Below are 23,657 nucleotides of genomic sequence, written 5' to 3' on the forward strand. Positions count from 1 at the left end.
CCAGCGACACGAACAGACCGGGAGGCTCCTGTGATCGGCCTGTGGGACACCACCGGCAACGAGGTGGTCAAGGCGCTCGCCGCCGAGCGGCGCAGTGCCGGCGGGGTGGCCAGCGGCATGGCGCTCACCCTGATCGTCGTGGTGGACGAGAAGCGGGTCCGGGACGCCGAGGCGGCGGCGACGATCGCCGCCGCCGCCCACCCGTGCCGGCTGTTGGTCGTCGTTCGCTCGGACGTCGAGCGGGACCGCAACCGGTTGGACGCGGAGATCGTCGTCGGGGGCCGACTCGGTCCCTGCGAAGCGGTGGTCACCCGGATGTACGGGCGACTGGCCCTGCACGCCGAGTCGGTGGTGATGCCGCTGCTGGTACCGGACGTCCCGGTGGTGACGTGGTGGCACGGGGACCCGCCGGCGGAGATCGCCACCGACTTCCTCGGCGTGGTCGCCGATCGACGGATCACCGACGCCGCTCAGGCCACCGACCCGATCGAGGCGCTGCGGCAGCGGGCCCGGGACTACGCCCCCGGCGACACCGACCTGGCATGGACCCGGATCACCCTGTGGCGCACGCTGGTGGCGGGCGCGTTCGACACCACCGAGGCACGGATCACCGAGGCGACCGTGGTCGCGCCGCGGACCGACCCGACTGCCGCACTGATGCGGGGCTGGTTGGCCGCCCGGCTCGGGATCGACCCGCAGTGGCAGCACACCGACCAGCACCCGCGGATGCACGAGGTCCAGCTGCGCTGCGCCAACGGCGACGAGCTGACGTTGACCCGCGACGACAGCATGGCGATCTTCCGGCGCACCGGCCAGGAGGACCGGCACCTGCCGCTGGTCCGCCGGCCGCTCGGCGACGAACTGGCCGAGGAGTTGCGTCGGCTCGACGCCGACCAGGTGTACGCGGAGGCCCTGGGCGCCGCGGCGGGGATCACCGGGCTGGATCAGCGCGCGGCCCGACGGGTGCACGTCTGGAAGGATCCGGCGGAGGCCCAGCGGGCCGAGGCCGGAATCACCGCGCACACCGCGACCAGCGGGCAGTACTGAAGCCCGGCGACGGGCACGATGCGGCACCGGCCAGACGGCCGGAGAAACGAAGGCACACCAGATGAGCGAGGCGAGTGTCGCCGTCCACGCCGACGCTGACCTACTGGCGCAGGCGGTGGCGGCCCGGCTGCTGGTCCGGCTCCTCGACGCGCAGGCCGAACGAGGCCAGGCGTCGGTGGTGCTGACCGGCGGGCGGGTCGCCACGGCCGTGTACCGGGCGGTGGCGGCGCTGCCGGCCCGGGACGCGGTCGACTGGTCACGGGTGGACGTCTGGTGGGGCGACGAACGTTTCCTGCCGGCCGGCGATCCGGACCGCAACGAAACCCAGGCCCGCGCGGCGCTGCTCGACACGGTGCCGCTGGACCCGGCGCGGGTGCATCCGATGCCGGCTGCCGGCGGCCCGGTCGGGGGCGACCCCGAGGAGGCCGCCGCCCGCTACGCCGCCGAGCTGGCCCGGGCGGCCCGCCCCGGCACCGCCGCCCTCCCCCACTTCGACGTGCTCCTCCTCGGCGTGGGCGAAGACGGGCACGTGGCGTCGGTCTTCCCGGAGCACCCGGTGCACTACGAGAGCCGACCGGTCAGCGCTGTCCGGGGCAGCCCGAAGCCGCCGCCGGTCCGTACCACTCTCACCCTGCCGGCGATCAACACCGCCGAAGAGGTGTGGCTGGTGGCCACCGGCACCGGCAAGGCCCGCGCCGTCGGCATGGCGTTCGCCGGGGCGGGCCCGGTGCAGCTGCCGGCCGCCGGCGTACAGGGCACCAGTCGTACCCTCTGGCTGCTGGACCGGGGGGCGGCGGCCGACGTGCCGGCCCGCTTCCGCAGCCTGCGCTGAGTGACTGGCGGCAGGTCCCCGTGTTCGAGGTCCCTCGTTGAGGCCTTGGCGTCAACCACCGGACCATTCCGAACAGCGGCTCGGCCGGCGGCTGGTGAACGCTCGGCGGGCGGGGTGGACCACCGTCGAGTGGCGGCCGGGCGACGCGGTACAGCGGCCCGAACACACAGCGCGCGGCCCGTCGGGGACGGACCGCGCGCAGATCGTACGACTCGGCGGGGGCTCGCTCAGACGACGCCGCTGGCCTGCTGGAGACGCAGCCAGAGCCCGAGCCCGACGATGCAGGCGAACCAGACGATGCCCACCAGCACGGTGTAGCGGTCAAGGTTCTTCTCGGCGACCGACGACCCGGCCAGGCTTGAGCTGACGCCACCGCCGAACATGCTGGACAGCCCGCCGCCCTTACCACGGTGCAGCAGGATCAGCAGGGTGAGCATGACGCTCGTGATGACCAGCAACACGATCAACGTGTATGCGAACCAGATCGGCATGGCTGGGGACAGTCCTCTCGTTGCGATCCTCGCCCGGGCAGATCGGGCACGGTGGCGCCGGTCGGCGGACGGGCGGACTCAAGGATAGCGAGCGATCAGCGGGCGATGTGCTCCGGGAACCGACAGATCTTGGCGAACTCCTCGGCGTCCAGGCTGGCGCCGCCGACCAGGGCCCCGTCCACGTCCGGCTGGGCCATGATCGCCGCCACGTTCGACGACTTGACCGACCCGCCGTAGAGGATCCGGACCTGGTCCGCGGTCTCCCGACCGAAGTTCTCGGCCAGCCGCTGGCGGACCGCCCCGCACACCTCCTGGGCGTCCTCCGGCGTGGCCGTCTTGCCGGTGCCGATCGCCCAGACCGGCTCGTACGCGACGACCACCCTGATCACCTGCTCGGCGGAGAGCCCCCTGAGGGCGCCGTCGAGCTGGTCGCCGCAGTGGGCCACGTGGGTGCCCTGCTCGCGCACGTCCACCCCCTCCCCCACGCAGAGGATCGGGATGAGCCCATGGGTCAGCGCCGCCCGCACCTTCGCGTTGACAACCGCGTCGTCCTCGTGGTGGTACGCCCGCCGCTCGGAGTGGCCGACCGTTACGTAGGTGCAGCCCAGCTTCGCCAGCATCGGGCCGGAGATGTCCCCGGTGTAGGCGCCCGACGGGTACGGCGACAGGTCCTGCGCGCCGTACCCGATGAGCAGCCGGTCGCCGTCCACGGCGGTCTGCACCGTCCGCACATCGGTGAACGGCGGCAGCACCACCGTCTCGACGTCCGTGAGCTGCTTCTCGGTGAGGCTCGCGGCGAGCTTCTGCACCAGCAGGTTCGCCTCGAGGTGGTTGAGGTTCATCTTCCAGTTGCCGGCCATCAACGGCCGACGCGTGGTACTCGCCATTCAGTTCTCCAGGGCCGCGATGCCGGGGAGGGTCTTGCCCTCCAGGTATTCCAGCGAGGCGCCACCGCCGGTGGAAATGTGCCCGAAGGACGACTCGTCCAGCCCGAGCACCCGCACAGCCGCGGCGGAGTCACCGCCGCCGACGACGGAGAACGCGTCGGCCTTGGTGATCGCCTCGGCGACGCCCCGGGTGCCGCCCGCGAACGCCGGCATCTCGAACACACCCATCGGGCCATTCCAGAAGATGGTCTTCGCCTGCGACAGGACGGCGGCGAAGCCGGCCACCGTCTCCGGGCCGATGTCCAGGCCCAGCCGGTGGCTCGGGATGCCGTCCGCGCGCACGGTGTCGTGCGCGGCGTCCGGCGCGAAGGCGTCGGCGGCCACCACGTCCACCGGGAGCAGGATCTTGCCGGGGGCGCCCTCCATGAGGTTGCGGCACGTCTCGACCATCTCCTTCTCCAGCAGCGAGGTGCCCACCTCGTGGCCCTGCGCCCTGAGGAAGGTGAAGCACATACCCCCGCCGATCAGCAGTCGGTCGACCGTCGGCAGCAGGGCCTCGATCACCGCCAGCTTGTCGGAGACCTTGGAGCCGCCGAGCACCACCACGTACGGCCGTTCCGGGTTCCCGGTGAGCGTGGACAGCACCTCCACCTCACGCAACACCAGCCGGCCGGCCACGTGCGGCAGCCGCGCCGGCACGTCGTACACGCTGGCGTGCTTGCGGTGCACGGCCCCGAACGCGTCGTCGACGTACGCGTCGGCGAGCGCGGCGAGCTGGTCGGCGAACGCCCCCCGCTCGGCCTCCTCCTTGCTGGTCTCACCGGCGTTGAAGCGCAGATTCTCGAGGACGGCAACCTGGCCGTCGGCCAAGGCGTCCACGGTGGACCGGGCCGAGTCGCCCACGGTGTCCTCGGCGAACCGGACCTCGGCGCCGAGTAGCTCACCGAGCCGCCCGGCCACCGGGCGGAGGCTGAACGCCGGGTCCGGTGCGCCCTTCGGTCGACCCAGGTGCGAGCAGACGATCACCTTGGCGCCGGCCTCGACCAAGGCGCCGAGGGTCGGCAGGACGGCCCGGATCCGGCCGTCGTCGGTGATGTCACCGGTCTGCTTGTCGAGCGGGACGTTCAGGTCGGCGCGCACCAGCACACGCCGGCCCGACACCCCCTCGACGAGCAGATCGTCGACGGTGCGGATGCTCACCGCGCCAGCCCTCCGTTCGTGACTGCGGGGCTCGCAAGCTCACTCCTCGCACTCACCGCGACTTCCCCACCAGCTTGACCAGGTCAACCAGGCGGTTGGAGTAGCCCCACTCGTTGTCGTACCAGCCGACGACCTTGACCTGGTTGCCGATGACCTTGGTCAGCGGCGCGTCGAAGATGCAGGACGCCGGATCGGTGACGATGTCGGCCGACACGATCGGGTCGTCGTTGTAGACCAGGATGCCCTTGAGCGGGCCGTCCGCGGCGGCCTTCATCGCGGCGTTGACCTCGTCCACCGTGGTCTCCCGGCCGACGGTGACGGTCAGGTCGGTGGTGGAGCCGGTGGGGATCGGCACTCGCAGCGCGTAGCCGTCCAGCTTGCCCTTCAGGTCCGGCAACACCAGGCCGATCGCCTTCGCCGCACCGGTCGAGGTCGGCACGATGTTCAGCGCGGCGGCCCGGGCACGGCGCAGGTCCTTGTGCGGGGCGTCCTGCAGGTTCTGGTCCTGGGTGTACGCGTGGATGGTGGTCATCAGACCCTGCTTGACGCCGAACGTGTCGTGCAGGACCTTCGCCATCGGCGCCAGGCAGTTGGTGGTGCAGGAGGCGTTCGAGATGATCGTGTGCTTGGCCGGATCGTACTCGTCCTGGTTGACGCCCATGACGACCGTGACGTCCTCGTTCTTCGCCGGCGCGGAGATGATGACCTTCTTGGCCCCGCCGTCGATGTGCGCCTTCGCCTTGGTGGCGTCGGTGAAGAAGCCGGTGGACTCGATGACCACGTCCACGCCGACCTCACCCCACGGCAGTGCCGCCGGGTCCTTCTCGGCGTACGCCTTGATGGTCCGGCCACCCACGGTGATCTCGTCCGCGGTGGCCTTGACCTCGTGTGGCAGGCGGCCGAGGATGCTGTCGTACTTGACAAGGTGGGCGAGCGTCGCGTTGTCGGTCAGGTCGTTGACCGCCACGACCTCGATGTCAGCACCGGACGCCAGCACTGCCCGGAAGAAGTTGCGGCCGATCCGGCCGAAGCCGTTGATGCCAACCCGGATGGTCACAGGTCCCATCTCCTCGCGTTCTGGTCCGCCGGCGTGTTGACCCGCGGCCGGCGGAGTGGTGTGCGCCGACCGTTGGAGCCGGCCGTCGACGGTTCATCTCGGCCGCCCCGCCGCGGTCTTCACGGACCTGACCGCCCGAGGCGGTGAGCACGACGAGGAGTGCCGGTGCCGGCCCCCTTGCCGTACGCAGCGACCATATCCGAGCGCGTGGGGTCGTGCTGCGGCGGGTGGTGATCCCGGCCGCGTCGTGAACCCGCCACCGTCCTATCAGACCACGAGCATGTCCGGCGTGACGGCCGCTTCCGTATCCGGAATGCCCAGGTCACGCGCCCGCTTGTCGGCGAGCGCGAGCAGCCGTCGGATCCGGCCGGCGATGGCGTCCTTGGTCAGCGGCGGGTCGGCGAGTGCGCCCAGCTCCTCCAGGGAGGCCTGGCGGTGCTCCAAGCGCAGGCGACCGGCCGAGGTGAGATGGTTCGGCGCGTCGTCGGCGAGGATCTCCAGGGCTCGGGTGACCCGGGCGGCGGCGGCGACCGCGGCGCGCGCCGAGCGACGCAGGTTCGCGTCGTCGAAGTTGGCCAGCCGGTTGGCGGTGGCCCGCACCTCCCGCCGGACGCGGCGCTCCTCCCAGGCGAGGACGCTTGCGTGGGCGCCGATGCGGGTGAGCAGGGCGGCGATGGCGTCGCCGTCCTTGACGACCACCCGGTCCACGCCGCGGACCTCCCGGTTCTTCGCGGTGATGCCGATCCGGCGGGCCGCGCCGACCAGCGCGAGCGCCGACTCGGGGCCGGGACAGGTGATCTCCAGCGCGCTGGAGCGGCCGGGCTCGGTCAGCGAGCCGTGCGCCATGAACGCCCCCCGCCACGCCGAGACCGCACAGCAGACGTTGGCGGCCACCACGTGCGGCGGCAGGCCCCGCACCGGGCGGCCCCGAACGTCGAGCAGACCGGTCTGCCGGGCGAGCGACTCACCGTCCTTGACGACCCGGACGATGAAGTGGCTGCCCTTGCGCAGGCCACCGGAGGCGAGCACATGGATCTCGCTGGAATAGCCATACACCTCGGCGACCTCGCGCCGCAGCCGCCGGGCCACCGCGCCCGTGTCCAGCTCGGCCTCCACCACCACCCGGCCGGAGACGATGTGCAAGCCGCCGGCGAAGCGCAGCAGCGCCGCCATCTCCGCCCTCCGACAGCAGGGCTTGGGCACGTCGACCCGACTCAGCTCGTCCTTGACCGCCGCCGTCATCGCCATTGTGCGCCCCCTCACGGACCGGTTCCGGCGTGTCGCCGGAGATTACGTACGTGTCTAACGAGCGGCGCCCAGGACCGGCACCAGAGCGGCGCCGAGGGCGGTCGGATCATGACGGGGAGTGCCGTCGGTGACCGCGACGGGGGCGAGGACCAGTCGGGCACCCAGCGACTCCGCCGCACGTTCGACCGGTTCCGGGTCACCCACCGCCTTGGCATCCCCGAGCACGACGTCCACCTTCAGCTCCGGGAGGTACCACCGCAGCTCGGCCAGGTGGTCGGCGACGGACAATCCAGATGTTTCCTTCTCCGCGGCGAGGTTCAGCGTGACCAGCCGGCGGGCCGGGCTGGCTACGATCGCGGCGGCCAGCTCCGGGACCAGCAGGTGCGGCAGCACGCTCGTATACCAGCTGCCCGGCCCGAAGAGCAACCAGTCGGCCGCCTCGATCGCGGCCAGCGCCTGCGGGCAGGCCTCCGGCGCGTCCGGGTTGAGCCGCAGCGACTCGACCCGTCCGGTGGTGACGGCCACCTGGTGCTGGCCCGTGACGGTGTCCACCTGGCCGGGGCGGGCCGGGTCGGCACCGCGGACCCGCGCCTCGATCCCCACCGGCCGGCAGGACATCGGCAGCACCCGACCGACCGCGCCGAGCATGGCCCCGGCGTGATCCAGCGCAGCCACCGGATCGCCGAGCAGCTCCATCAGCCCACAGAGGACGAGGTTGCCCACCGCATGCCCGCCCAGCCCATCGCGCTGCGGGGCGCCGCCGTCGGCGGAAACGGTCCCGCCGCAACCGGATCGCCCGGTCGGCGCCGACGACCCGGCGCCGGTGACGCCGGACGTGACGGCGCCGGTCGCCGACACCTCGACGAAGCGGTGCTGGAACAACCCCGCACTACGCCGGGTCGACGGGTGGTCTCCGGCCAGGGCCACAAGTGCCTGGCGTAGGTCCCCCGGCGGCAGGCCGCCCCGCTCGGCGCGCAGCCGACCGCTCGATCCGCCGTCGTCGCCGACGGTGACCACCGCGGTGATGTCCAGGTCGAGTTCCGGAGCGCAGCGCCGCAACGCGCGCAACGCCGCGGAGAGACCGTGCCCGCCGCCGAAGGCGACCATCCGGGTAACCGTCATTCGCGCCCCAGGTCCCGGTGCTGCGCGTTGGCGGCGATGCCGGACTGCCGCAGCCGCGCGGCCAGCTCCTCGGCGATGGCGACGCTGCGGTGCTTGCCTCCGGTGCACCCGACGGCCACGGTCAGGTAGCGCTTGCCCTCCCGCTCGAAGCCGGCGGTGGTGGCGTTGACCAGGTCGGCGTACGTGGCCACGAAGCCGTCCGCCCCCTCCTGGCCCAGCACGTACGAGCTGACCGCCTCCTCCCGCCCGGTGTGCTCCCGCAACTCCGGTACCCAGTACGGGTTCGGCAGGAAACGGGCATCGCACACGAAGTCGGCATCCGGCGGCAGCCCGTACTTGAAGCCGAAGGAGAGCACGGTGACCCGCAGCCGGCGGGCGTCCTCCCCGCCGAACAGCTCCTCGATGCGCCGGCGCAACTGGTTGACGTTCAGGTGACTGGTGTCGATGATCACGTCGGCTTGGTCGCGGGCCTCCTCCAGCAGCCCGCGCTCGACGGCGATGCCGTCGGCGAGCCGTCCCTCACCCTGCAGCGGGTGCGAGCGCCGGACGCTCTCGAACCGTCGGATCAACACCTCGTCGTCGGCGTCGACGAAGACCACCCGGGGCGAGAAGCCGCGCTCCCTGAGCTCCCGGATCGCACCGACCAGATCGGTGGAGAACGCCCGGGAGCGCACGTCCAGCACCATCGCCGTCCGCCGTGCGGCGCCGCCCGCCTTCATCGCCAGCTCGGCCATGTCGAGCATGAGCGCCTGCGGCAGATTGTCCACCACGTAGTAGCCGACATTCTCCAGGGCCCGGGCGACGGTGCTGCGACCCCCGCCGGAGACGCCGGTCACCACCACGAGCGTGGTATCGGTGTCCGCCGCCGGGTCGGCCCCGTTGGGCACGCTCGTCCGCCCCTCGCTCACCTAGTACCCCCAAGACGCGTGACACCGCGGCCGACCGGTGGGCCGCGGGTGGTCGAACAGCGACTCTAACCCGCCGACCCGACAGGCTCGCGGCTGCGCCCGCCCGACCGGTCACCACAGGTCACTCCCGTCACACTTCCGACACAGGGAAACCTCGACGACCTTCGGTCGCCGAACCTGCTTCGAGGCGCACTCGGCCCCGGTCGGAGCCGGTGTTCGGCGACCGGGGTCGGTCCGGACGGTGCGGTCTGCCTGGACGTCACCGGGCACCCCGGCACCAGCGCCCCTCAGCTACCGGTGCCGGACCGCCCCGACGGACTCCGAGGTTCGTACGCCGACCCGAGTCGCCGGCGGGATGCCGAAGCCCGGCCGAAGCCCGCCCGGGCGTGGGCTACCGCGTCGGAGGTCGCTCGTAGACTGCGCCAATGCCCTCCTCCACCGATCAGCGGGCCGCCGCCGTCGAGACGCTGCACCGGGTGTTCGGCTACTCCGCCTTCCGCGGCTGCCAACAGGAGGTCGTCGACCACGTGGTGGCCGGCGGCGACGCCCTGGTGCTCATGCCGACCGGCGGCGGGAAGTCGCTCTGCTACCAGATCCCGGCGCTGGTTCGCGACGGTGCGGCGGTGGTGGTCTCTCCGCTGATCGCCCTCATGCAGGATCAGGTCGACGCGCTGACCGCGGTCGGTGTCCGGGCCGGGTTCCTCAACTCGACGCAGGATCCACCGGCCCGGCGCCGGGTGGAGGCCGCGTTCCTCGCCGGCGAGCTGGACCTGCTCTACCTGGCCCCCGAAGCGCTGGCCGGCCGGGGCACGGTGCAGTTGCTGGAGCGGGGGCGGATCGCGTTGTTCGCGATCGACGAGGCGCACTGCGTGTCGCAGTGGGGGCACGACTTCCGCCCCGACTACCTCGGTCTTTCGATGGTGCACGAACGCTGGCCGGACGTGCCCCGCATCGCACTGACCGCCACCGCGACCACCGCCACCCGAGCCGAGATCGCCACCCGGCTGGGGCTGACCGACGCCCGGCACTTCGTCTCCAGCTTCGACCGGCCCAACATCCAGTACCGGATCGTCCCGAAACGGGAGCCGCGCCGGCAGCTGCTGAGCCTGCTCCGGGACGAGCACCCCGGCGACGCGGGCATCGTCTACTGCCTGTCCCGCGCCTCGGTGGAGAAGACGGCCGAGTTCCTGGTCGGGAACGGAATCCCCGCCCTGCCGTACCACGCCGGCCTGGACGCGGCCACCCGCGCCACCCACCAGCAGCGGTTCCTGCGGGAGGACGGGCTGGTCATGGTCGCGACGATCGCCTTCGGCATGGGCATCGACAAGCCGGACGTCCGCTTCGTCGCCCACCTCGACCTGCCAAAGTCCGTCGAGGGTTACTACCAGGAGACCGGCCGCGCCGGCCGGGACGGCCTGCCGTCGACGGCCTGGCTCGCCTACGGCCTGCAGGATGTGGTGCAGCAGCGCCGGCTGATCGAGACCTCCGAGGGTGACCTGGCCCACCGCCGCAACCTCGCCGCCCACCTGGACGCGATGCTCGCGCTCTGTGAGACGGTCCGCTGCCGGCGGGTCCAGCTGCTGGAGTACTTCGGCGAGAGTTCCGCCGCCTGCGGCAACTGCGACACCTGCCTCGACCCGCCGGAGTCGTGGGATGGGACGGTCGCCGCGCAGAAGCTGCTCTCCACCGTGTTCCGGCTCGACCGGGAACGCAACCAGCGGTTCGGCACCGGGCACTGTGTCGACATCCTGCTCGGCCGCGACACGGAGAAGATCCGGCAGTATCGTCACGACGCGCTCACGGTCTTCGGCGTCGGCGGCGAGCTCAGCGAGGCGGAGTGGCGGGGCGTGGTCCGCCAGTTGTTGGCCGAGGGATTGCTGGCGGTCGAGGGTGACTACGGCACCCTCGCCCTCACCGACACCAGCAGCGACGTGCTGGGCCGGCGCCGCACCGTCATGCTGCGCCGCGAGCCGGTCCGCGCGCCGGCCCGGTCGGTGAAGCCGCGTGGCGCGGCCACCGTCGTCGCCGAGCTGGCACCGGCCGCCGCCAACGCCTTCGAGCGGTTGCGGTCCTGGCGGGCCGCCACGGCGAAGGAACAGGGCGTGCCGGCATACGTGGTCTTCCACGACGCCACCCTGCGTCAGATCGCCACCGACGCGCCGGCCGCACTGGCCGATCTGTCCCAGGTCAGTGGGGTGGGCGAGGCCAAGCTCGCGAAGTATGGCGAGCAGATCCTCGCGGTCCTCGCCGAAGGCTGACCGTGGGCAGCGGGTGCCTCAGCCCGCCGGGGTCCTGGTGTCGCCCTCGAGGGCGGCCAGGATCGCCTCGGCGGTCCGCTTGCCGACGCCGGGCACCGCGGTGATCTCCTCGACGGTGGCGGCCGAAAGCCGCTTGAGCGAGCCGAAGTGCCGCAGCAGCGCCTTGCGCCGCACCTCACCCAGGCCGGGCACTGTGTCCAGCACCGACTCGGTCATCCGCTTCGAGCGCCGCTGCCGGTGGAACGTGATGGCGAACCGGTGCGCCTCGTCGCGGATACGTTGCAGCAGGTAGAGTCCCTCGGAGGTGCGCGGAAGGACGACCGGGAAGTCGTCGTCGGGCAGCCACACCTCCTCCAGCCGCTTCGCCAGCCCGCACAGTGCCACGTCGTCGACCCCCAGCTCCGCGAGCGCCTGGGCCGCTGCCGCTACCTGTGGCGCGCCGCCGTCCACCACCACCAGTTGCGGGGGGTACGCGAACGTGCGTGGTCGCCCGGTCGTCGGGTCGACCAGGGTGCCGACCCGCGGCTCGTCGGGAACCGCCTGCCCGGCCGGGACATCCGGGTCGTCGGCCGACTCGACGCCCGCCTCACCGGTCTCCGCGCGGGCGTCGAGGTAGCGAGCGAAGCGACGGCGAAGTACCTCCGACATCGCCGAGAGGTCGTCGGTGGCGCCCCGGATGATGAACCGCCGATACTCGCTCTTGCGGGGCAGCCCGTCCTCGAAGACGACCATGCTCGCCACCACGTCGGTACCCTGGATCTGGGAGATGTCGAAGCACTCGATACGCAGCGGCGACGCGCGCAGGCCAAGCGTCTCGCCGATCTCGTCAAGGGCCCTGCTCCGGGTGGTGAGGTCACCCGCCCGCTTGAGCTTGTGCCGGGCGAGCGCGTCCCTGGCGTTGCGCTCCACCGTCTCGAGCAGAGCACGCTTGTCGCCGCGTTGCGGCACCCGCAGCGCCACCCGGCTGCCCCGCCGGGTGGACAGCCAGTCGGCGAGCGCGTCGGCGTCGGCGGGCAGGTCGGGGACGAGCAGTTCCCGGGGGACGTCGGCCTCGCCGTGCTCCCCGCCGTACACCTGCGTGCAGAAGTGATGCACCAGGTCGCCGGTGCTCAGTTCCTCGGTCTTCTCGACCACCCAACCCCGCTGGCCACGCACCCGGCCGGCACGGACGCGGAACACCTGGACTGCCGCCTCCAGCGGGTCGTCGGCAAAGGCGACCACGTCGGCGTCGGTGCCGTCGCCGAACACCACCGTCTGCTTCTCCATGGCCCGACGCAGCGCCGCCAGGTCGTCGCGCAGCCGGGCGGCCCGCTCGAACTCCAGCTCCGCGCTGGCCTCGCCCATCTCACGCTCCAGTCTGCGAACCACCGCGTCCGTCCGACCGGCCATGAAGTCGCAGAAGCCGTCGACGATGACCCGGTGTTCCTCGGCGGAGACGCTGCCGACGCACGGCGCGGAGCACTTGCCGATGTAGCCCAGCAGGCACGGCCGGCCGACCTGACCGGCCCGCCGGAACACGCCGGACGAGCAGGTGCGGGCGGGGAACACGCGTAGCAGCAGGTCCAGCGTCTCGCGGATCGCCCAGGCGTGTGAGTACGGCCCGAAGTAGCGCACCCCCTTGCGCTTCCCGCCGCGCATCACCTGCAGGCGCGGGAACTCCTCGTCGAGCGTGACGGCGAGGTACGGGTAGGACTTGTCGTCCCGGTAGCGGACGTTGAACTTCGGGTCGTACTGCTTGATCCAGGTGAACTCCTGCTGAAGCGCCTCGACCTCGGTGGCGACCGAGATCCAGTCGACCGATTCGGCGGTGAAGACCATCTGCCGGGTGCGCTGGTGCAGGTTGATCGGGTCAGCGAAGTACGAGTTGAGCCTGCTGCGCAGGTTCTTCGCCTTGCCGACGTAGATCACCCGACCGGTGCCGTCGCGGAAGCGGTAGACCCCCGGCGACTCCGGGATCGTGCCGGGCGCGGGACGGTAGGTCGAGGGGTCAGCCACGGCAGCAAGCCTAGTCCGCGCCCCCGACACGACCGGGCCGCCGCCCGACCGGGACCGTTCGGGCGGCGAGAAGGGGCCTCCCCGGTTCGGCGCTGTCGGGTGTCCGGCCCCCGGCAACCAGGGCCGGGGGCGAAGCCGGAGGACGGTCGGCCTCAGGCCAGCGAAATCCGATCGCCGGTGACCTTGACGTCCCGGGGCGCAAGCGGCGTGGTGGCCGGGCCCGCCTTCACCGAGCCGTCCTCGATCGAGAACCTGCTGCCGTGACAGGTGCAGTTGATCGTGCCACCATCGACGTTGGACACCGGGCAGCCCTGGTGGGTGCAGATCGGGTCGAATCCCCTGAACTCGCCGGGTGACGGCTGCGTGACCACGACCCCCTGGGCCGCGAAGACCGCGCCACCGCCGAGCGGGACGTCGGTCGTCCTGGCGAGGGACTGAGCGCCCTGCCGGTCACCGCCACCGGCGTCGCCGGTGTTGGACACCTCCGGGCCCGGGCTGGTCGGCGCCGCGCCGTCGCCGGAGCCCTCGCTGCCGCAGGCGGCCAGGACGACCGCCGCGCCGGCGGCACCCGCACCAGCCAGCAGTGCCCGCCGGGTCTGCGGGACCCCTCCGGTCAGCACCTGGTCGTCACTCATGCCTCGCCCTCTCACCGACAACGCCGCCTGCCATGATCCGCGGCCTTACCCTGGTACACGGATCGCTCCGACCGACGGTTCACCCGATCGGCGACCGAACCGCCGGGTGATCGCGGTCGCCCCGCATGTCTCAGCGGGCACCGGCGGGTACCTTCCGCGCCGTGCGGGACTTCGCGCCGTTGGCCTTCGCCGCCCGCGAGGTGGCCGCCGCGGCTCCCTTCGCCTCGCCGTCGAGCTTGAGCACCTGGCGCAGGAACCGGCCGGTGTGGCTCTCGGGCACCTCGGCGACCTCCTCCGGAGTGCCGGTGGCGAGCACCGTGCCGCCACGGTGGCCGCCCTCCGGACCCATGTCGATGATCCAGTCGGCCGTCTTGATCACGTCCAGGTTGTGCTCGATGGTGATCACCGTGTTGCCCTTGTCGACCAGCCCCTCAAGGACCATCAGCAGCTTGCGGATGTCCTCGAAGTGCAGGCCGGTGGTCGGTTCGTCGAGCACGTAGACCGTCCGCCCGGTGGACCGCTTCTGCAACTCGGAGGCGAGCTTCACGCGCTGCGCCTCCCCGCCGGAGAGGGTGGGCGCGGGCTGGCCCAGCCGGACGTAGCCGAGCCCAACGTCGACCAGTGTCCTCAGGTGCCGGTGGATGGCCGGGATGGCCGAGAAGAAATCGGCCGCCTCCTCGATCGGCATGTCCAGCACCTCGGCGACCGTCCTGCCCTTGTAGTGCACCTCCAGGGTCTCCCGGTTGTACCGGGCGCCCTTGCAGACCTCGCACGGGACGTACACGTCGGGCAGGAAGTTCATTTCGATCTTGAGGGTGCCGTCGCCGGAACAGGCCTCGCAGCGGCCGCCCTTGACGTTGAACGAGAACCGGCCCGGGCCGTAGCCCCGGACCTTCGCCTCCGTCGTCTCGGCGAAAAGCTTGCGGATGTGGTCCCAGACGCCGGTGTAGGTAGCCGGGTTGGAACGCGGAGTCCGGCCGATCGGCGACTGGTCGACGCCGACGACCTTGTCGACGTGGTCCAGACCCGCAACCCGCGTGTGCCGGCCGGGCACCAGGCGGGCACCGTTGATCTGGTTGGCCAGAACGGCGTGCAGGATGTCGTTGACCAGGGTCGACTTGCCGGAGCCGCTGACTCCGGTGACCGCGATCAGCTGACCGAGGGGGAAGCTCACCGTCAGGTTGCGCAGATTGTGCTCGCGAGCCCCCTGCACCACCAGCTCCCGCCCCGGTGTCTGGGGGCGGCGCTGCCGAGGCGTGGGGATCGCCTTGCGACCGGACAGGTACGCCCCGGTGACCGAGTCCGCGTTCTCCAGCAGCGCCGGCACCGAACCGCTGTGCACGATCCGGCCACCGTGTTCCCCGGCGCCGGGGCCGATGTCGACGATCCAGTCGGCGGTACGGATGGTGTCCTCGTCGTGCTCGACCACGATCAGCGTGTTACCCAGCCCGCGTAGCCGAATCAGCGTCTCGATCAGGCGGTGGTTGTCCCGCTGGTGCAGACCGATTGACGGCTCGTCCAGCACGTACAGCACGCCGACCAGGCCGGACCCGATCTGGGTGGCGAGCCGGATCCGCTGCGCCTCACCGCCGGAGAGGGTGCCGGCGGGACGGTCGAGGGAGAGGTAGTCCAGGCCGACGTCGAGCAGGAACCGCAGCCGGGCGTTGATCTCCTTGAGGACCCGCTCGGCGATCAGCTTCTGCCGGTCGGTCAGCTCGATGCCGGCCAGCAACTCGGCGCACTCGCCGACGGACAGGCCGCACAGCGCGGCGATGCTCTTGCCGGCCAGGGTGACCGCGAGCACCTCAGGCTTGAGCCGGGCCCCACCACAGGCCGCGCACGGCACGTCCCGCATGTAACCCTCGTACTTCTCCCGCGACCACTCCGACTCGGTGTCCGAGTGGCGGCGCTCGATCCACTGCATCACGCCCTCGAAGCCGGTGTAGTACGAACGCTCGCGGCCGTACTTGTTGCGGTAGCGTACGTGCACCTGGTCGTCGGAGCCGTGCAGGATGGTCTTCTGCGCCCGCGACGGCAGCGCCCGCCACGGTGTGTCGACGTCGAAGCGCTCCGCCTCGCCGAGCGCCTCCAGCAGGCGCAGGAAGTATTCCAGGTTGTGGCCGCCGGACCAGGGCTGGATCGCGCCCTCACGCAGGGTGCGCTCCGGGTCGGGGATCACCAGCTCCGGGTCGACCTCCTTCTTGGTGCCGAGACCGGTGCACTCCGGGCAGGCGCCGTACGGCGCGTTGAAGGAGAAGACCCGGGGCTCCAGGTCCTCGATGGCGAGGGGGTGGTCGTTGGGGCAGGCCAACTGCTCCGAGTAACGACGTTCCCGGCCCGGGTCGTCCTCGGGTAGGTCGACGAAGTCGAGCAACACCAAGCCGCCGGAGAGCCCGAGCGCGGCCTCGACCGAGTCGGTCAGCCGCTGCTTGGCGCTCGGCTTGACGGTGAGCCGGTCGATGACCACCTCGATGGTGTGCTTCTCCTGCTTCTTGAGCTTCGGCGGCTCGGTCAGTGGGTGCACGACGCCGTCGACGCGGGCCCGCGCATAGCCCTTGGCCTGCAGCTCGGCGAAGAGGTCCAGGTACTCCCCCTTGCGGCCACGGACGACCGGGGCGAGCACCATGAACCGGGTGCCCTCGGGCATGGCGAGGACCCGGTCGACGATCTGCTGCGGACTCTGCCGGGAGATCCGCTCCCCGCAGACCGGGCAGTGCGGCTCGCCGACGCGGGCGAAGAGCAGGCGGAGGTAGTCGTAGACCTCGGTGATGGTGCCCACGGTCGACCGCGGGTTGCGCGAGGTCGACTTCTGGTCGATGGACACCGCCGGGCTGAGGCCCTCGATGAAGTCGACGTCCGGCTTGTCCATCTGCCCGAGGAACTGCCGAGCGTATGACGAAAGCGACTCGACGTAGCGCCGCTGCCCCTCGGCGAAGATCGTATCGAAGGCCAGGCTCGACTTACCCGACCCGGAGAGCCCGGTGAACACGATCAGAGCGTCCCGGGGCAGGTCGAGACTGACGTCACGCAAGTTGTGCTCGCGCGCGCCACGGATGATCAGTCGGTCGGCCACTGTCCGTGCACTCCCGGGTGAAAGAAGATCAGTATCTGTCCCGCTCCGATCCGGTATGAGCCGCCTGGTCGGTTCGGGGCGATTTTCGGGCTGTTGTCAGGGCGGTTGTCTGGGCGGGCTGCTGGGCGGGCTGCTGAGCGGGCCGCTGGGCGCGGGAATAGCGCCCCGGCAACTCTAGCCGTCGGCAACTCTAGCCCCGCGGTGCGACAATTCTCCGTACCCGAACATTTCCCCAGCTCAGCGCGGTTAGCCGCGCCGCGATGGTGACCATACGCCGAGCAGTGGCGGGTCAGCACCCCCCGGGCGCCGGTGGCCGGGACGGCCGGCTCGCCCGTCGGCGCGCACCGTGCCGCTCGGCGGCCAGGCGCACGCCCCGGCGCCGGGTCTCGTACGCCACCTCCCGTTGCAGTCGCCGCCAGCTCTCGTAGCGACGTGCGGGCAGTTCCCCGGAGTCCAGCGCCTCCCGCACCGCGCACGCCGGTTCCGCGTCATGACCGCAGTCGGCGTAGCGGCAGCCGGCGGCCAGCTCGGCGATGTCGGCGAACGCCCGGTGGAGGCCGACAACGCCGTCAAGCAGGCCCACCGCCCGGACCCCCGGGGTGTCCAGCACCGCACCGCCGCCCGGCACCGGGACCAACGCCCGCCAGGTCGTGGTGTGCCGACCCCTGCCGTCGACCCGGCGGACCCCCTGGGCCGGCATCACCACCGCTGTCGCCAGTGCGTTCACCAGGCTCGACTTACCCGCCCCCGACGGACCGAGCAGGCCCAGGGTGCGGCCCGACACCACCTCGGCTCGCAGCGGGTCGAGCCCCGCGCCGCGCGCCGCGCTCACCGGTAGCACGGGCACGCCGGGTGCCACGGCGGCAAGCTGCCGAGCCAGCGCCGCCGGGTCGGGGGCGAGGTCGATCTTGGTCAGCACCACCAGCGGCCGGGCGCCCGACTCGTGGGCGAGGGCGAGCAGACGCTCGATCCGCCCGGTGTCCGGCTCCGGGTGCACCGGCTCGACCACCGCAGCGGCAGTCAGGTTGGCGGCCAGCACCTGTCCACGAGCGTCCTTACCGGCGGTACGCCGGATCAGCGCGGTGCGCCGGGGAAGCACCGCCTCGACCGTGACGTTCCGGTCCGGCCAGGTGGCGAGCAGCACCCAGTCACCCGCGCAGGGCAGACGGGTCGGATCGTGGGCGGCAGCGGCCAACACGGCCCCGCCAAGAGTGGCGCGGACCGGGCCGTCCACGCCGAGGACGGTGCACACACCCCGGTCGACCCGGGCCACCCGGCCCGGTCGGTGGTCGGTGCGGTGTCGTACGTCGTGCGCCCGGTCGGCGTCCCAGCCGAGGGCGGTCAGGTCGATCGTCATGGCGTCCTCACGGGCGTGGGTTCGGGTGGCTCGTTGGTGCTCCGACCGGCACGATCACCACCCCCTCCGACCTCCGGTGCCGCGGTTCGCCGCCGACGGTAGGACGCGTTGCGACGCGCCGAAAGCGATTTCCCCGGCGACGCGGCAGCCGCTGGACCGCTAGGGTCGAGCCGTGACCACGGATCCGCTTCTGCTGACCGGCGAGGTGGGCGAATCCACCGCACGGCTCCTACGCACGGCGGCCACCTTCGACGAGGCGGACCTCGCCACCCCGTCCCTGCTGCCCGGCTGGACGCGGGGGCACGTGCTGGCCCACCTCGCCCGCAACGCCGACGGGCTGGTCAACCTGCTGACCGCCGCGCGCACCGGAGAGCGGATTCCGATGTACGCGAGCGCGGCCGCCCGGACCGCGGACATCGAGGCGGGGGCGTTCCGCCCGCCGGCCACCCACCTGGACGACCTGCGGCGCACCGCCGACCGGTTCGCCGCTGCCGTCACGGCGATGCCGGTCGAGGCGTGGGGTGCCACCGTCGAGACCCGGCGTGGGCCCTGGCCGGCCGCGATGCTCGTCTGGGGTCGGCTGCGGGAGATCGAGGTGCACCACGTGGACCTGGCCGCTGGTTACCGGCCCGCGGACTGGCCGGAGGCCTTCGGTCACCGGCTCCTGCACGAGGTCGCCACCGGCCTGGCCGGACGCGCCGACGCGCCGCCGATGGTGCTGCGCTTCGACGGCAGCCGGCACGAGCTGGCGATCGGCGACCGCTCGGCCGCCCCCACGGTGACCGGCGCCGCCCCGGAACTCGCCGCCTGGCTGATCGGTCGAAACGCCGGCACCGTGCTCACCGTCACCCCCGACGGTCCCCTGCCGACCCCACCAGATTGGATATAGGCGACCCATGACCTACACCGGAGACGTCACGCCGGGTGGCACGCCGGCCGTCCGCGACCTCGACCGGCTCACCGTCACCAAGATGTCGGTGGGCCCGATGGACAACAACGCCTACCTGCTGCGCTGCCGGGCCACCGGCGATCAGGTGCTGATCGACGCGGCGAACGAGGCGCCCCGGCTACTCGACCTGATCGGTGGCGGAGGGCTGGCAGCCGTGGTCACCACCCACCAGCACATGGACCACTGGATGGCCCTGGAGGAGGTGGTGGCCACGACCGGCGCCCGTGCCCTGGTGCACATCGAGGACGCCCCGGGGCTGCCGATCGGTGCGGAGACCCTGGCCGACGGCGACACGGTGCCGGTCGGCGACTGCGCGCTCCAGGTCATCCACCTGCGGGGGCACACGCCCGGCTCGATCGCGCTGCTCTACCGCGACCCCGCCGGCACTCCGCATCTCTTCACCGGCGACAGCCTGTTCCCGGGCGGCGTCGGCAACACCGACCGGGACCCGGAGCGATTCGGCCAGCTCATCGACAACGTCGAGCACAAGCTCTTCGACCGGCTACCCGACGAGACGTGGTTCTATCCGGGCCACGGCAAGGACGGCACCCTGGGCGCCGAACGCCCCGCCCTCCCCCAGTGGCGAGCCCGCGGCTGGTGACCACGCCCAAGACAGATCCACACTCGCCCCGCCGGCGTCGTGCCGACACCGACCGCCGGCGGGGACCACGTCAGGCTGGACCCGACCGGGACCGGCGGAGGGAACGAGCCCGAGCTTCCGGCCCGGACTCGGGTCGTCGCTGCTGCCATCAGCCGGGTCGCAGCACCTGCACCCGACGCACCGGCGGTCCGCTGGCGGGTTCGGTGATCCGCACCGGGTAGTCCGCGACGACCGCCAGCCCGTCCGTCGGCTGGTGGCCCCGGTCGGGGTCACCGACCAGCACGTCGACACCCGCGGACGCGACGCGGAACAGGAACGGCAGCATCCGGGCCGCCGTCGCCCGGTCGTAGAGGACGTCGCCGGCGACAACGAGGTCCACTCCGGCCGGCGTGGAGTCGAGCAGATCCTCCCCGGTGACCTCGACCGTCACATTGTTGGCGCGGGAGTTGACGGTGACGGCCGCCACGGCGTACGGGTCGACGTCGTCGGCGACCACGCGGGCCGCACCGGCCAGCGCCGCGGCGATGCCGACCACGCCGGAGCCGGCGGCCAGATCGAGCACCCGGCGGCCGACCACCAGGTCGGGGTGGTCCAGCAGATGCCGGGCGAGGGCCTGCCCACCGGCCCAGACCGACGCCCAGTACGGCGGCGGCAAGGCGTGGCCGGCCCCGGCCTCCATCCGAGCCCACCAGACGATCGGGTCCTCGGCCAGGTGCAGTCGTACCTCGGGGACGAATGGGGTGGGCGCCAGCCGCAGCCGGTCCAGGCCGCCACCGGGCGTGCCGATCTCCCGTTCCAGGTCGACCAACGCGGCCTCGGTTCCGCTCATCGACGCAAGCCTGCCGTAGTCGGCGGATCGGCGCGCCGGGTTCGGCGGGGCCGGCCGAGAGTTCACCACACCGCCTGCGGCACTTCACCCGGCAGATCGCGGTTTGGCCGGTTACTGTCGAGAAGGCACCGGGCGATCATCGGCCTACGGTCGGCGGTCGCCTGCTTGGAACAGGGAGAGATGCATGGCAACCGGCACCGTCAAGTGGTTCAACGCGGAAAAGGGCTTCGGCTTCATCGAGCAGGACGGCGGGGGGCCGGACGTCTTCGTCCACTACTCCGCGATTCAGACGAGCGGTTACCGGGAGTTGACCGAGGGCCAGAAGGTCGAGTTCGACGTGGTCCAGGGACAGAAGGGCCCGCAGGCGGACAACGTCAGCCCGGTGTGACCCGCGGGCGCCGACGGCGGCCGGAGCCCGGCCGCCGTCGCGGCTGTGGCGGTCCCGCGGCAACCGACGCCCGACCGTCCGGCTTTCACTCGGCGAGACGACGAGCCAGCTCGTCAGCCACGTCCCTGGCCAGGGCGGGCGGGATCGCGGCGACGATCTTCTCCGGGGTGAGAGCGGCGAGGATCCCCGAGACCACCTGCTCCTCGCTCACCAGGTCCTTCGCGGCGAGCGCGGAGAGCACCGGTGCGACGGTCAGCGCCTGCAGGTTGGTCCGGATGGCCTTGCCAATGGAACCGGGCCCGGTGTAGGTCAGGTCGCGGTAGGGCTCGCCTTGGGCGGCCACCCACAGGGCGTCGTAGATGCCCCTGGCGGTCGCTGACCGCACCTTGTCGAGGTCTTCGGCGGACAGGGCCATGTCATCCTCCAGCAGGCCGATGTGGATGAGGTAGCGGCGGAACAGCGGAGTCTGGTCCCGGCCCGCCTTGATCGAGTCGCGGAAGAAGCTGACGTGCGTGTGCCACAGGTGCGACAGGTCCCCGGTCGATCGCCGGCGGAGCCGGTCCCAGCGGCGGACGTTCCTGCCGTCGGGGCTGTAGATGATCTCACGGATGTCCCGGGTGTCCGGGGCGTTGGCGGCACACTGCTGGACGCACCAGGTCGAGAAGGTGTACAGGGTGTGCGTGGCCGCTCCGGAGCGGACTCGGAAGAGCCCCACGTCGAGCGCCGCGGCGTCGAGAGTCAGACCGGACGAGTCCCGTGGCGACTCCACCACCGAGTAGTCCTCGTTGACGATCCGGTCCGAGCCGGCGTGGTAGCCGCCCAGATGGTTGGCGTCGCCGACGATGCCGACCTCGGCCGGTTCGAGGTCGGCATCGCGGACGACGTTCGGGTCGACGTTGAGATGGGAGAGAAGCAGGGCACGGACGGCCAGCAGATTTTCCGGAGCCCGCGTCATGGGTCCCCCTAGCGGGTGGTGAGGGGCCGGACCCGACGGTGACACCACGTGTGCGACTCGAGGCTGCACAAGCGGGCCCGGCCGAGGTATGCACAGCGCCGGGCGTTGCTTCAACAGTAGCCCGTCCAACCGGCATATGCACAGCTCAGAGCAGCACCGTTTATCGTGGATGCAGCTTGGTACCCGAGTGGACGGCAGGTAGGACCACGGCGGACGGATGCTCGGGATCGTGCAGGATCTCCCGCCATCCAGCACGAAGAGTAATCGCTGTACCGAGGGGTTCGCCGGTACCGGGGTTGCGCGCGTACCGCGGATGCGCACCGCCGGAGACCTGGACCCGCAGCCGGTGACCGGGCCCGAACCGGTGAGCGGTGGGCCACAACTCCACCGGGACCCGCCGCACGTTGCTCGCCGCGCCGGGAAGCCCGTCCAGGGTCACCCGGACGAGGCCGTCGCACACGTTCCAGGACCGTCCCCGCTGATCCACGTCGCACAGTCGCACGAAGACGTCGAGATAGGGCAGATCACTTCGGACGAAAATCTCCGCCCGGACCGGCCCGACGACCTCCACCGGCGTCAGCAACGCGGCGCTGGTCCAGATGAGCACGTCGGGGCGAGCCTCGACCGGACGGTTGTCCACCGGACCCGCCCGCTGGGCCACGAGCAGCGGACCGCCCAGCGACGGCGTAGGGTCAGCCGGGTCGTACCAGAAGCCGTCGGGCGCCGACGCCACCGGCTGGGCGGGGCTCAGCTCACCACACGGATGCAGGTGCCAGGCGGTCGGTGTCGTGGGCGGAGGCCAGTCCGGCAGGTCACGCCAGCCCCCGCCGACTCCGCCGACGTGCACCCGCACCGGAGCGTGCCGGGGTGCCCGGCCCGCGCCCAGGTGCTCGTCGAGCCAGTCGAGGCCGTCGCGCAGAGCGGCCACGAAGAGCCCCGGGCTGCCGTGCGTCCAAGGGCCCACGGTGAGCCGGGGCCGGGCGCCGGCGGCGCGTAGTGCCGCGAAGTCGCGCAGCTGCGCGGGCAGGAAGATGTCGTGCCACCCGCTGATCATGGACACCGGGGCGCGCACCTGGGCGACCCGGTCGCCGAACACCCGGGCACGCCAGTACCCGGCGTCGGGGGTGTGGTGGCGCAGCCACTCCTGGAAGAAGGGCACGGTGACGCCGGTGGCCACCCGGTCCGCCTCCGCCAGCGGCAGGTGGGCGAGCGCGGCGGCGAGCCGGGGCTGCCCCCGCTTGAGTTCCCACTGCCGGGCGAGCCACGGCACGGTCTGCGCCTGGAGCAACTCGGCCCAGGTGAGCACGGTGTCCAGCGCGAAGGACTCCCCCGCGTACGTCGAGTCGCGGGTGCCGGAGGCGGTGACCACGGCGACCATCGCGCGCAGCTCCTCCCCGGCGTCGGCCGCCAGCGCCCACTGGACGAAGCCCTGGTAGCTGGCGCCGAACATACCGAAGGCACCATTCCACCAGGGCTGACGGCGCAGCCAGTCGAGGGTGTCGAGACCATCGTCGCGCTCATGCACAAGGGGATCGAATACCCCGCCGGAGTCGTGGGTTCCCCGGCAGGACTGGATCACCACGTGGTAGCCGCGCTCGGCGGCGAGCCGACCGAGTAGGCGCATCGGTCCGCCCCGGCCGTACGGAGTGCGGATCAGCACGGCGGGCGCGCCGGGCAGGTCCGGCGCGTGGTGGTCGGTACGGAGCGTGACGCCGTCCCGGACCCGGACCGGGATGTTCCGGGTGAGAGTGACCCGCCGCGTCCGGGGTGGTGGAAGCCGCAGCGCCGCGGTGGCCAGCCGGGTCGCCAACGCCGCCAGCATGCT

At 72.0% G+C, this 23,657-nt stretch carries 20 protein-coding genes; 6 read left to right on the top strand and 14 right to left on the bottom strand.

Going from position 1 to position 23,657, the window contains the following annotated elements:
• The first annotated feature begins 30 nt into the window (after nucleotides 1-30).
• Complete coding sequence (locus QTQ03_RS09840; RefSeq protein WP_289277720.1) at nucleotides 31-1,047, top strand: glucose-6-phosphate dehydrogenase assembly protein OpcA; 1,017 nt, start codon at nucleotides 31-33, stop codon at nucleotides 1,045-1,047.
• A gap of 61 nt (nucleotides 1,048-1,108) precedes the next feature.
• A complete protein-coding gene (gene pgl / locus QTQ03_RS09845) occupies nucleotides 1,109-1,879 on the top strand; it encodes a 6-phosphogluconolactonase (protein ID WP_289277721.1) in 771 nt (256 codons plus the stop codon).
• 227 nt (nucleotides 1,880-2,106) lie between these two features.
• On the opposite strand, the gene secG is transcribed toward pgl, so the two are convergent.
• The 7 genes from secG to rapZ form a co-directional block, all read right to left on the bottom strand.
• The gene (secG, locus tag QTQ03_RS09850) at nucleotides 2,107-2,370 is read right to left on the bottom strand and encodes a preprotein translocase subunit SecG (RefSeq protein ID WP_289277722.1); all 264 of its coding nucleotides are present in this window, start codon (nucleotides 2,368-2,370) and stop codon (nucleotides 2,107-2,109) included.
• Between the two features lie 95 nt (nucleotides 2,371-2,465).
• On the bottom strand, nucleotides 2,466-3,257 hold the full coding sequence (gene tpiA / locus QTQ03_RS09855; RefSeq protein ID WP_289277723.1) for a triose-phosphate isomerase: 792 nt from the start codon (nucleotides 3,255-3,257) through the stop codon (nucleotides 2,466-2,468).
• Nucleotides 3,258-4,457, bottom strand: coding sequence for a phosphoglycerate kinase (locus QTQ03_RS09860; RefSeq protein ID WP_289277724.1), 1,200 nt, complete (start codon nucleotides 4,455-4,457; stop codon nucleotides 3,258-3,260).
• Nucleotides 4,458-4,509: 52 nt separating this feature from the next.
• Nucleotides 4,510-5,514, bottom strand: coding sequence for a type I glyceraldehyde-3-phosphate dehydrogenase (gap, locus tag QTQ03_RS09865; RefSeq protein WP_289277725.1), 1,005 nt, complete (start codon nucleotides 5,512-5,514; stop codon nucleotides 4,510-4,512).
• A 267-nt stretch (nucleotides 5,515-5,781) separates the two neighbouring features.
• Entirely contained in the window at nucleotides 5,782-6,762 is a 981-nt protein-coding gene (gene whiA / locus QTQ03_RS09870) for a DNA-binding protein WhiA (protein WP_289277726.1), read from the bottom strand.
• Nucleotides 6,763-6,816: 54 nt separating this feature from the next.
• Complete coding sequence (locus QTQ03_RS09875; protein ID WP_289277727.1) at nucleotides 6,817-7,884, bottom strand: gluconeogenesis factor YvcK family protein; 1,068 nt, start codon at nucleotides 7,882-7,884, stop codon at nucleotides 6,817-6,819.
• Complete coding sequence (gene rapZ, locus QTQ03_RS09880; RefSeq protein ID WP_289277728.1) at nucleotides 7,881-8,792, bottom strand: RNase adapter RapZ; 912 nt, start codon at nucleotides 8,790-8,792, stop codon at nucleotides 7,881-7,883. Before rapZ ends, QTQ03_RS09875 begins: the two co-directional genes overlap by 4 nt.
• A gap of 425 nt (nucleotides 8,793-9,217) precedes the next feature.
• On the opposite strand from rapZ, the gene recQ reads away from it, so the two are divergent.
• A complete protein-coding gene (gene recQ, locus QTQ03_RS09885; protein WP_289277729.1) occupies nucleotides 9,218-11,050 on the top strand; it encodes a DNA helicase RecQ in 1,833 nt (610 codons plus the stop codon).
• 18 nt (nucleotides 11,051-11,068) lie between these two features.
• On the opposite strand, the gene uvrC is transcribed toward recQ, so the two are convergent.
• The 4 genes from uvrC to rsgA form a co-directional block, all read right to left on the bottom strand.
• Nucleotides 11,069-13,045: an excinuclease ABC subunit UvrC gene (gene uvrC / locus QTQ03_RS09890; protein WP_289277730.1), complete on the bottom strand. Its 1,977-nt coding sequence runs from the start codon at nucleotides 13,043-13,045 to the stop codon at nucleotides 11,069-11,071.
• Between the two features lie 152 nt (nucleotides 13,046-13,197).
• Nucleotides 13,198-13,680, bottom strand: coding sequence for a Rieske (2Fe-2S) protein (locus tag QTQ03_RS09895; protein WP_289277731.1), 483 nt, complete (start codon nucleotides 13,678-13,680; stop codon nucleotides 13,198-13,200).
• A gap of 130 nt (nucleotides 13,681-13,810) precedes the next feature.
• Nucleotides 13,811-16,753 (bottom strand): excinuclease ABC subunit UvrA, encoded by a 2,943-nt coding sequence (gene uvrA / locus QTQ03_RS09900; RefSeq protein ID WP_289277732.1) that lies wholly within the window; start codon nucleotides 16,751-16,753, stop codon nucleotides 13,811-13,813.
• A 289-nt stretch (nucleotides 16,754-17,042) separates the two neighbouring features.
• The gene (gene rsgA / locus QTQ03_RS09905) at nucleotides 17,043-18,110 is read right to left on the bottom strand and encodes a ribosome small subunit-dependent GTPase A (RefSeq protein ID WP_289277733.1); all 1,068 of its coding nucleotides are present in this window, start codon (nucleotides 18,108-18,110) and stop codon (nucleotides 17,043-17,045) included.
• 172 nt (nucleotides 18,111-18,282) lie between these two features.
• Here rsgA and QTQ03_RS09910 point away from each other — a divergent pair, with 172 nt between their 5' ends.
• Together QTQ03_RS09910 and QTQ03_RS09915 are read left to right on the top strand one after the other, a co-directional pair.
• On the top strand, nucleotides 18,283-18,999 hold the full coding sequence (locus tag QTQ03_RS09910; RefSeq protein ID WP_289277734.1) for a maleylpyruvate isomerase family mycothiol-dependent enzyme: 717 nt from the start codon (nucleotides 18,283-18,285) through the stop codon (nucleotides 18,997-18,999).
• 7 nt (nucleotides 19,000-19,006) lie between these two features.
• Nucleotides 19,007-19,660, top strand: a complete 654-nt coding sequence (locus QTQ03_RS09915; protein ID WP_289277735.1) for an MBL fold metallo-hydrolase — start codon at nucleotides 19,007-19,009, stop codon at nucleotides 19,658-19,660.
• 148 nt (nucleotides 19,661-19,808) lie between these two features.
• Here QTQ03_RS09915 and QTQ03_RS09920 read toward each other — a convergent pair whose 3' ends face one another.
• Nucleotides 19,809-20,489 carry a class I SAM-dependent methyltransferase gene (locus QTQ03_RS09920; protein WP_289277736.1) on the bottom strand — a complete coding sequence of 227 codons (681 nt, stop codon included), beginning with the start codon at nucleotides 20,487-20,489 and terminating at the stop codon, nucleotides 19,809-19,811.
• 184 nt (nucleotides 20,490-20,673) lie between these two features.
• Between QTQ03_RS09920 and QTQ03_RS09925 the strand changes: the two genes are divergently transcribed.
• The gene (locus tag QTQ03_RS09925; RefSeq protein WP_289277737.1) at nucleotides 20,674-20,877 is read left to right on the top strand and encodes a cold-shock protein; all 204 of its coding nucleotides are present in this window, start codon (nucleotides 20,674-20,676) and stop codon (nucleotides 20,875-20,877) included.
• A gap of 85 nt (nucleotides 20,878-20,962) precedes the next feature.
• Here QTQ03_RS09925 and QTQ03_RS09930 read toward each other — a convergent pair whose 3' ends face one another.
• Nucleotides 20,963-21,832, bottom strand: a complete 870-nt coding sequence (locus QTQ03_RS09930) for a hypothetical protein (protein WP_289277738.1) — start codon at nucleotides 21,830-21,832, stop codon at nucleotides 20,963-20,965.
• Between the two features lie 160 nt (nucleotides 21,833-21,992).
• Entirely contained in the window at nucleotides 21,993-23,654 is a 1,662-nt protein-coding gene (locus QTQ03_RS09935) for a CocE/NonD family hydrolase (protein WP_289277739.1), read from the bottom strand.
• Nucleotides 23,655-23,657 lie beyond the last annotated feature (3 nt).

This window comes from Micromonospora sp. WMMA1363, assembly GCF_030345795.1.
In the GTDB taxonomy this organism is placed as follows: domain Bacteria; phylum Actinomycetota; class Actinomycetes; order Mycobacteriales; family Micromonosporaceae; genus Micromonospora.

Excerpts from the sequence above, each read along its gene's own strand:
- QTQ03_RS09935 (WP_289277739.1), bottom strand. The coding sequence starts at position 23,654 with ATGCTGGCGGCGTTGGCGACCCGGCTGGCCACCGCGGCGCTGCGGCTT.
- secG (WP_289277722.1), bottom strand. The coding sequence starts at position 2,370 with ATGCCGATCTGGTTCGCATACACGTTGATCGTGTTGCTGGTCATCACG.
- rsgA (WP_289277733.1), bottom strand. The coding sequence starts at position 18,110 with ATGACGATCGACCTGACCGCCCTCGGCTGGGACGCCGACCGGGCGCAC.
- whiA (WP_289277726.1), bottom strand. The coding sequence starts at position 6,762 with ATGGCGATGACGGCGGCGGTCAAGGACGAGCTGAGTCGGGTCGACGTG.
- QTQ03_RS09930 (WP_289277738.1), bottom strand. The coding sequence starts at position 21,832 with ATGACGCGGGCTCCGGAAAATCTGCTGGCCGTCCGTGCCCTGCTTCTC.
- pgl (WP_289277721.1), top strand. The coding sequence starts at position 1,109 with ATGAGCGAGGCGAGTGTCGCCGTCCACGCCGACGCTGACCTACTGGCG.
- QTQ03_RS09925 (WP_289277737.1), top strand. The coding sequence starts at position 20,674 with ATGGCAACCGGCACCGTCAAGTGGTTCAACGCGGAAAAGGGCTTCGGC.
- QTQ03_RS09875 (WP_289277727.1), bottom strand. The coding sequence starts at position 7,884 with ATGACGGTTACCCGGATGGTCGCCTTCGGCGGCGGGCACGGTCTCTCC.
- tpiA (WP_289277723.1), bottom strand. The coding sequence starts at position 3,257 with ATGGCGAGTACCACGCGTCGGCCGTTGATGGCCGGCAACTGGAAGATG.
- recQ (WP_289277729.1), top strand. The coding sequence starts at position 9,218 with ATGCCCTCCTCCACCGATCAGCGGGCCGCCGCCGTCGAGACGCTGCAC.
- QTQ03_RS09915 (WP_289277735.1), top strand. The coding sequence starts at position 19,007 with ATGACCTACACCGGAGACGTCACGCCGGGTGGCACGCCGGCCGTCCGC.
- QTQ03_RS09895 (WP_289277731.1), bottom strand. The coding sequence starts at position 13,680 with ATGAGTGACGACCAGGTGCTGACCGGAGGGGTCCCGCAGACCCGGCGG.
- QTQ03_RS09920 (WP_289277736.1), bottom strand. The coding sequence starts at position 20,489 with ATGAGCGGAACCGAGGCCGCGTTGGTCGACCTGGAACGGGAGATCGGC.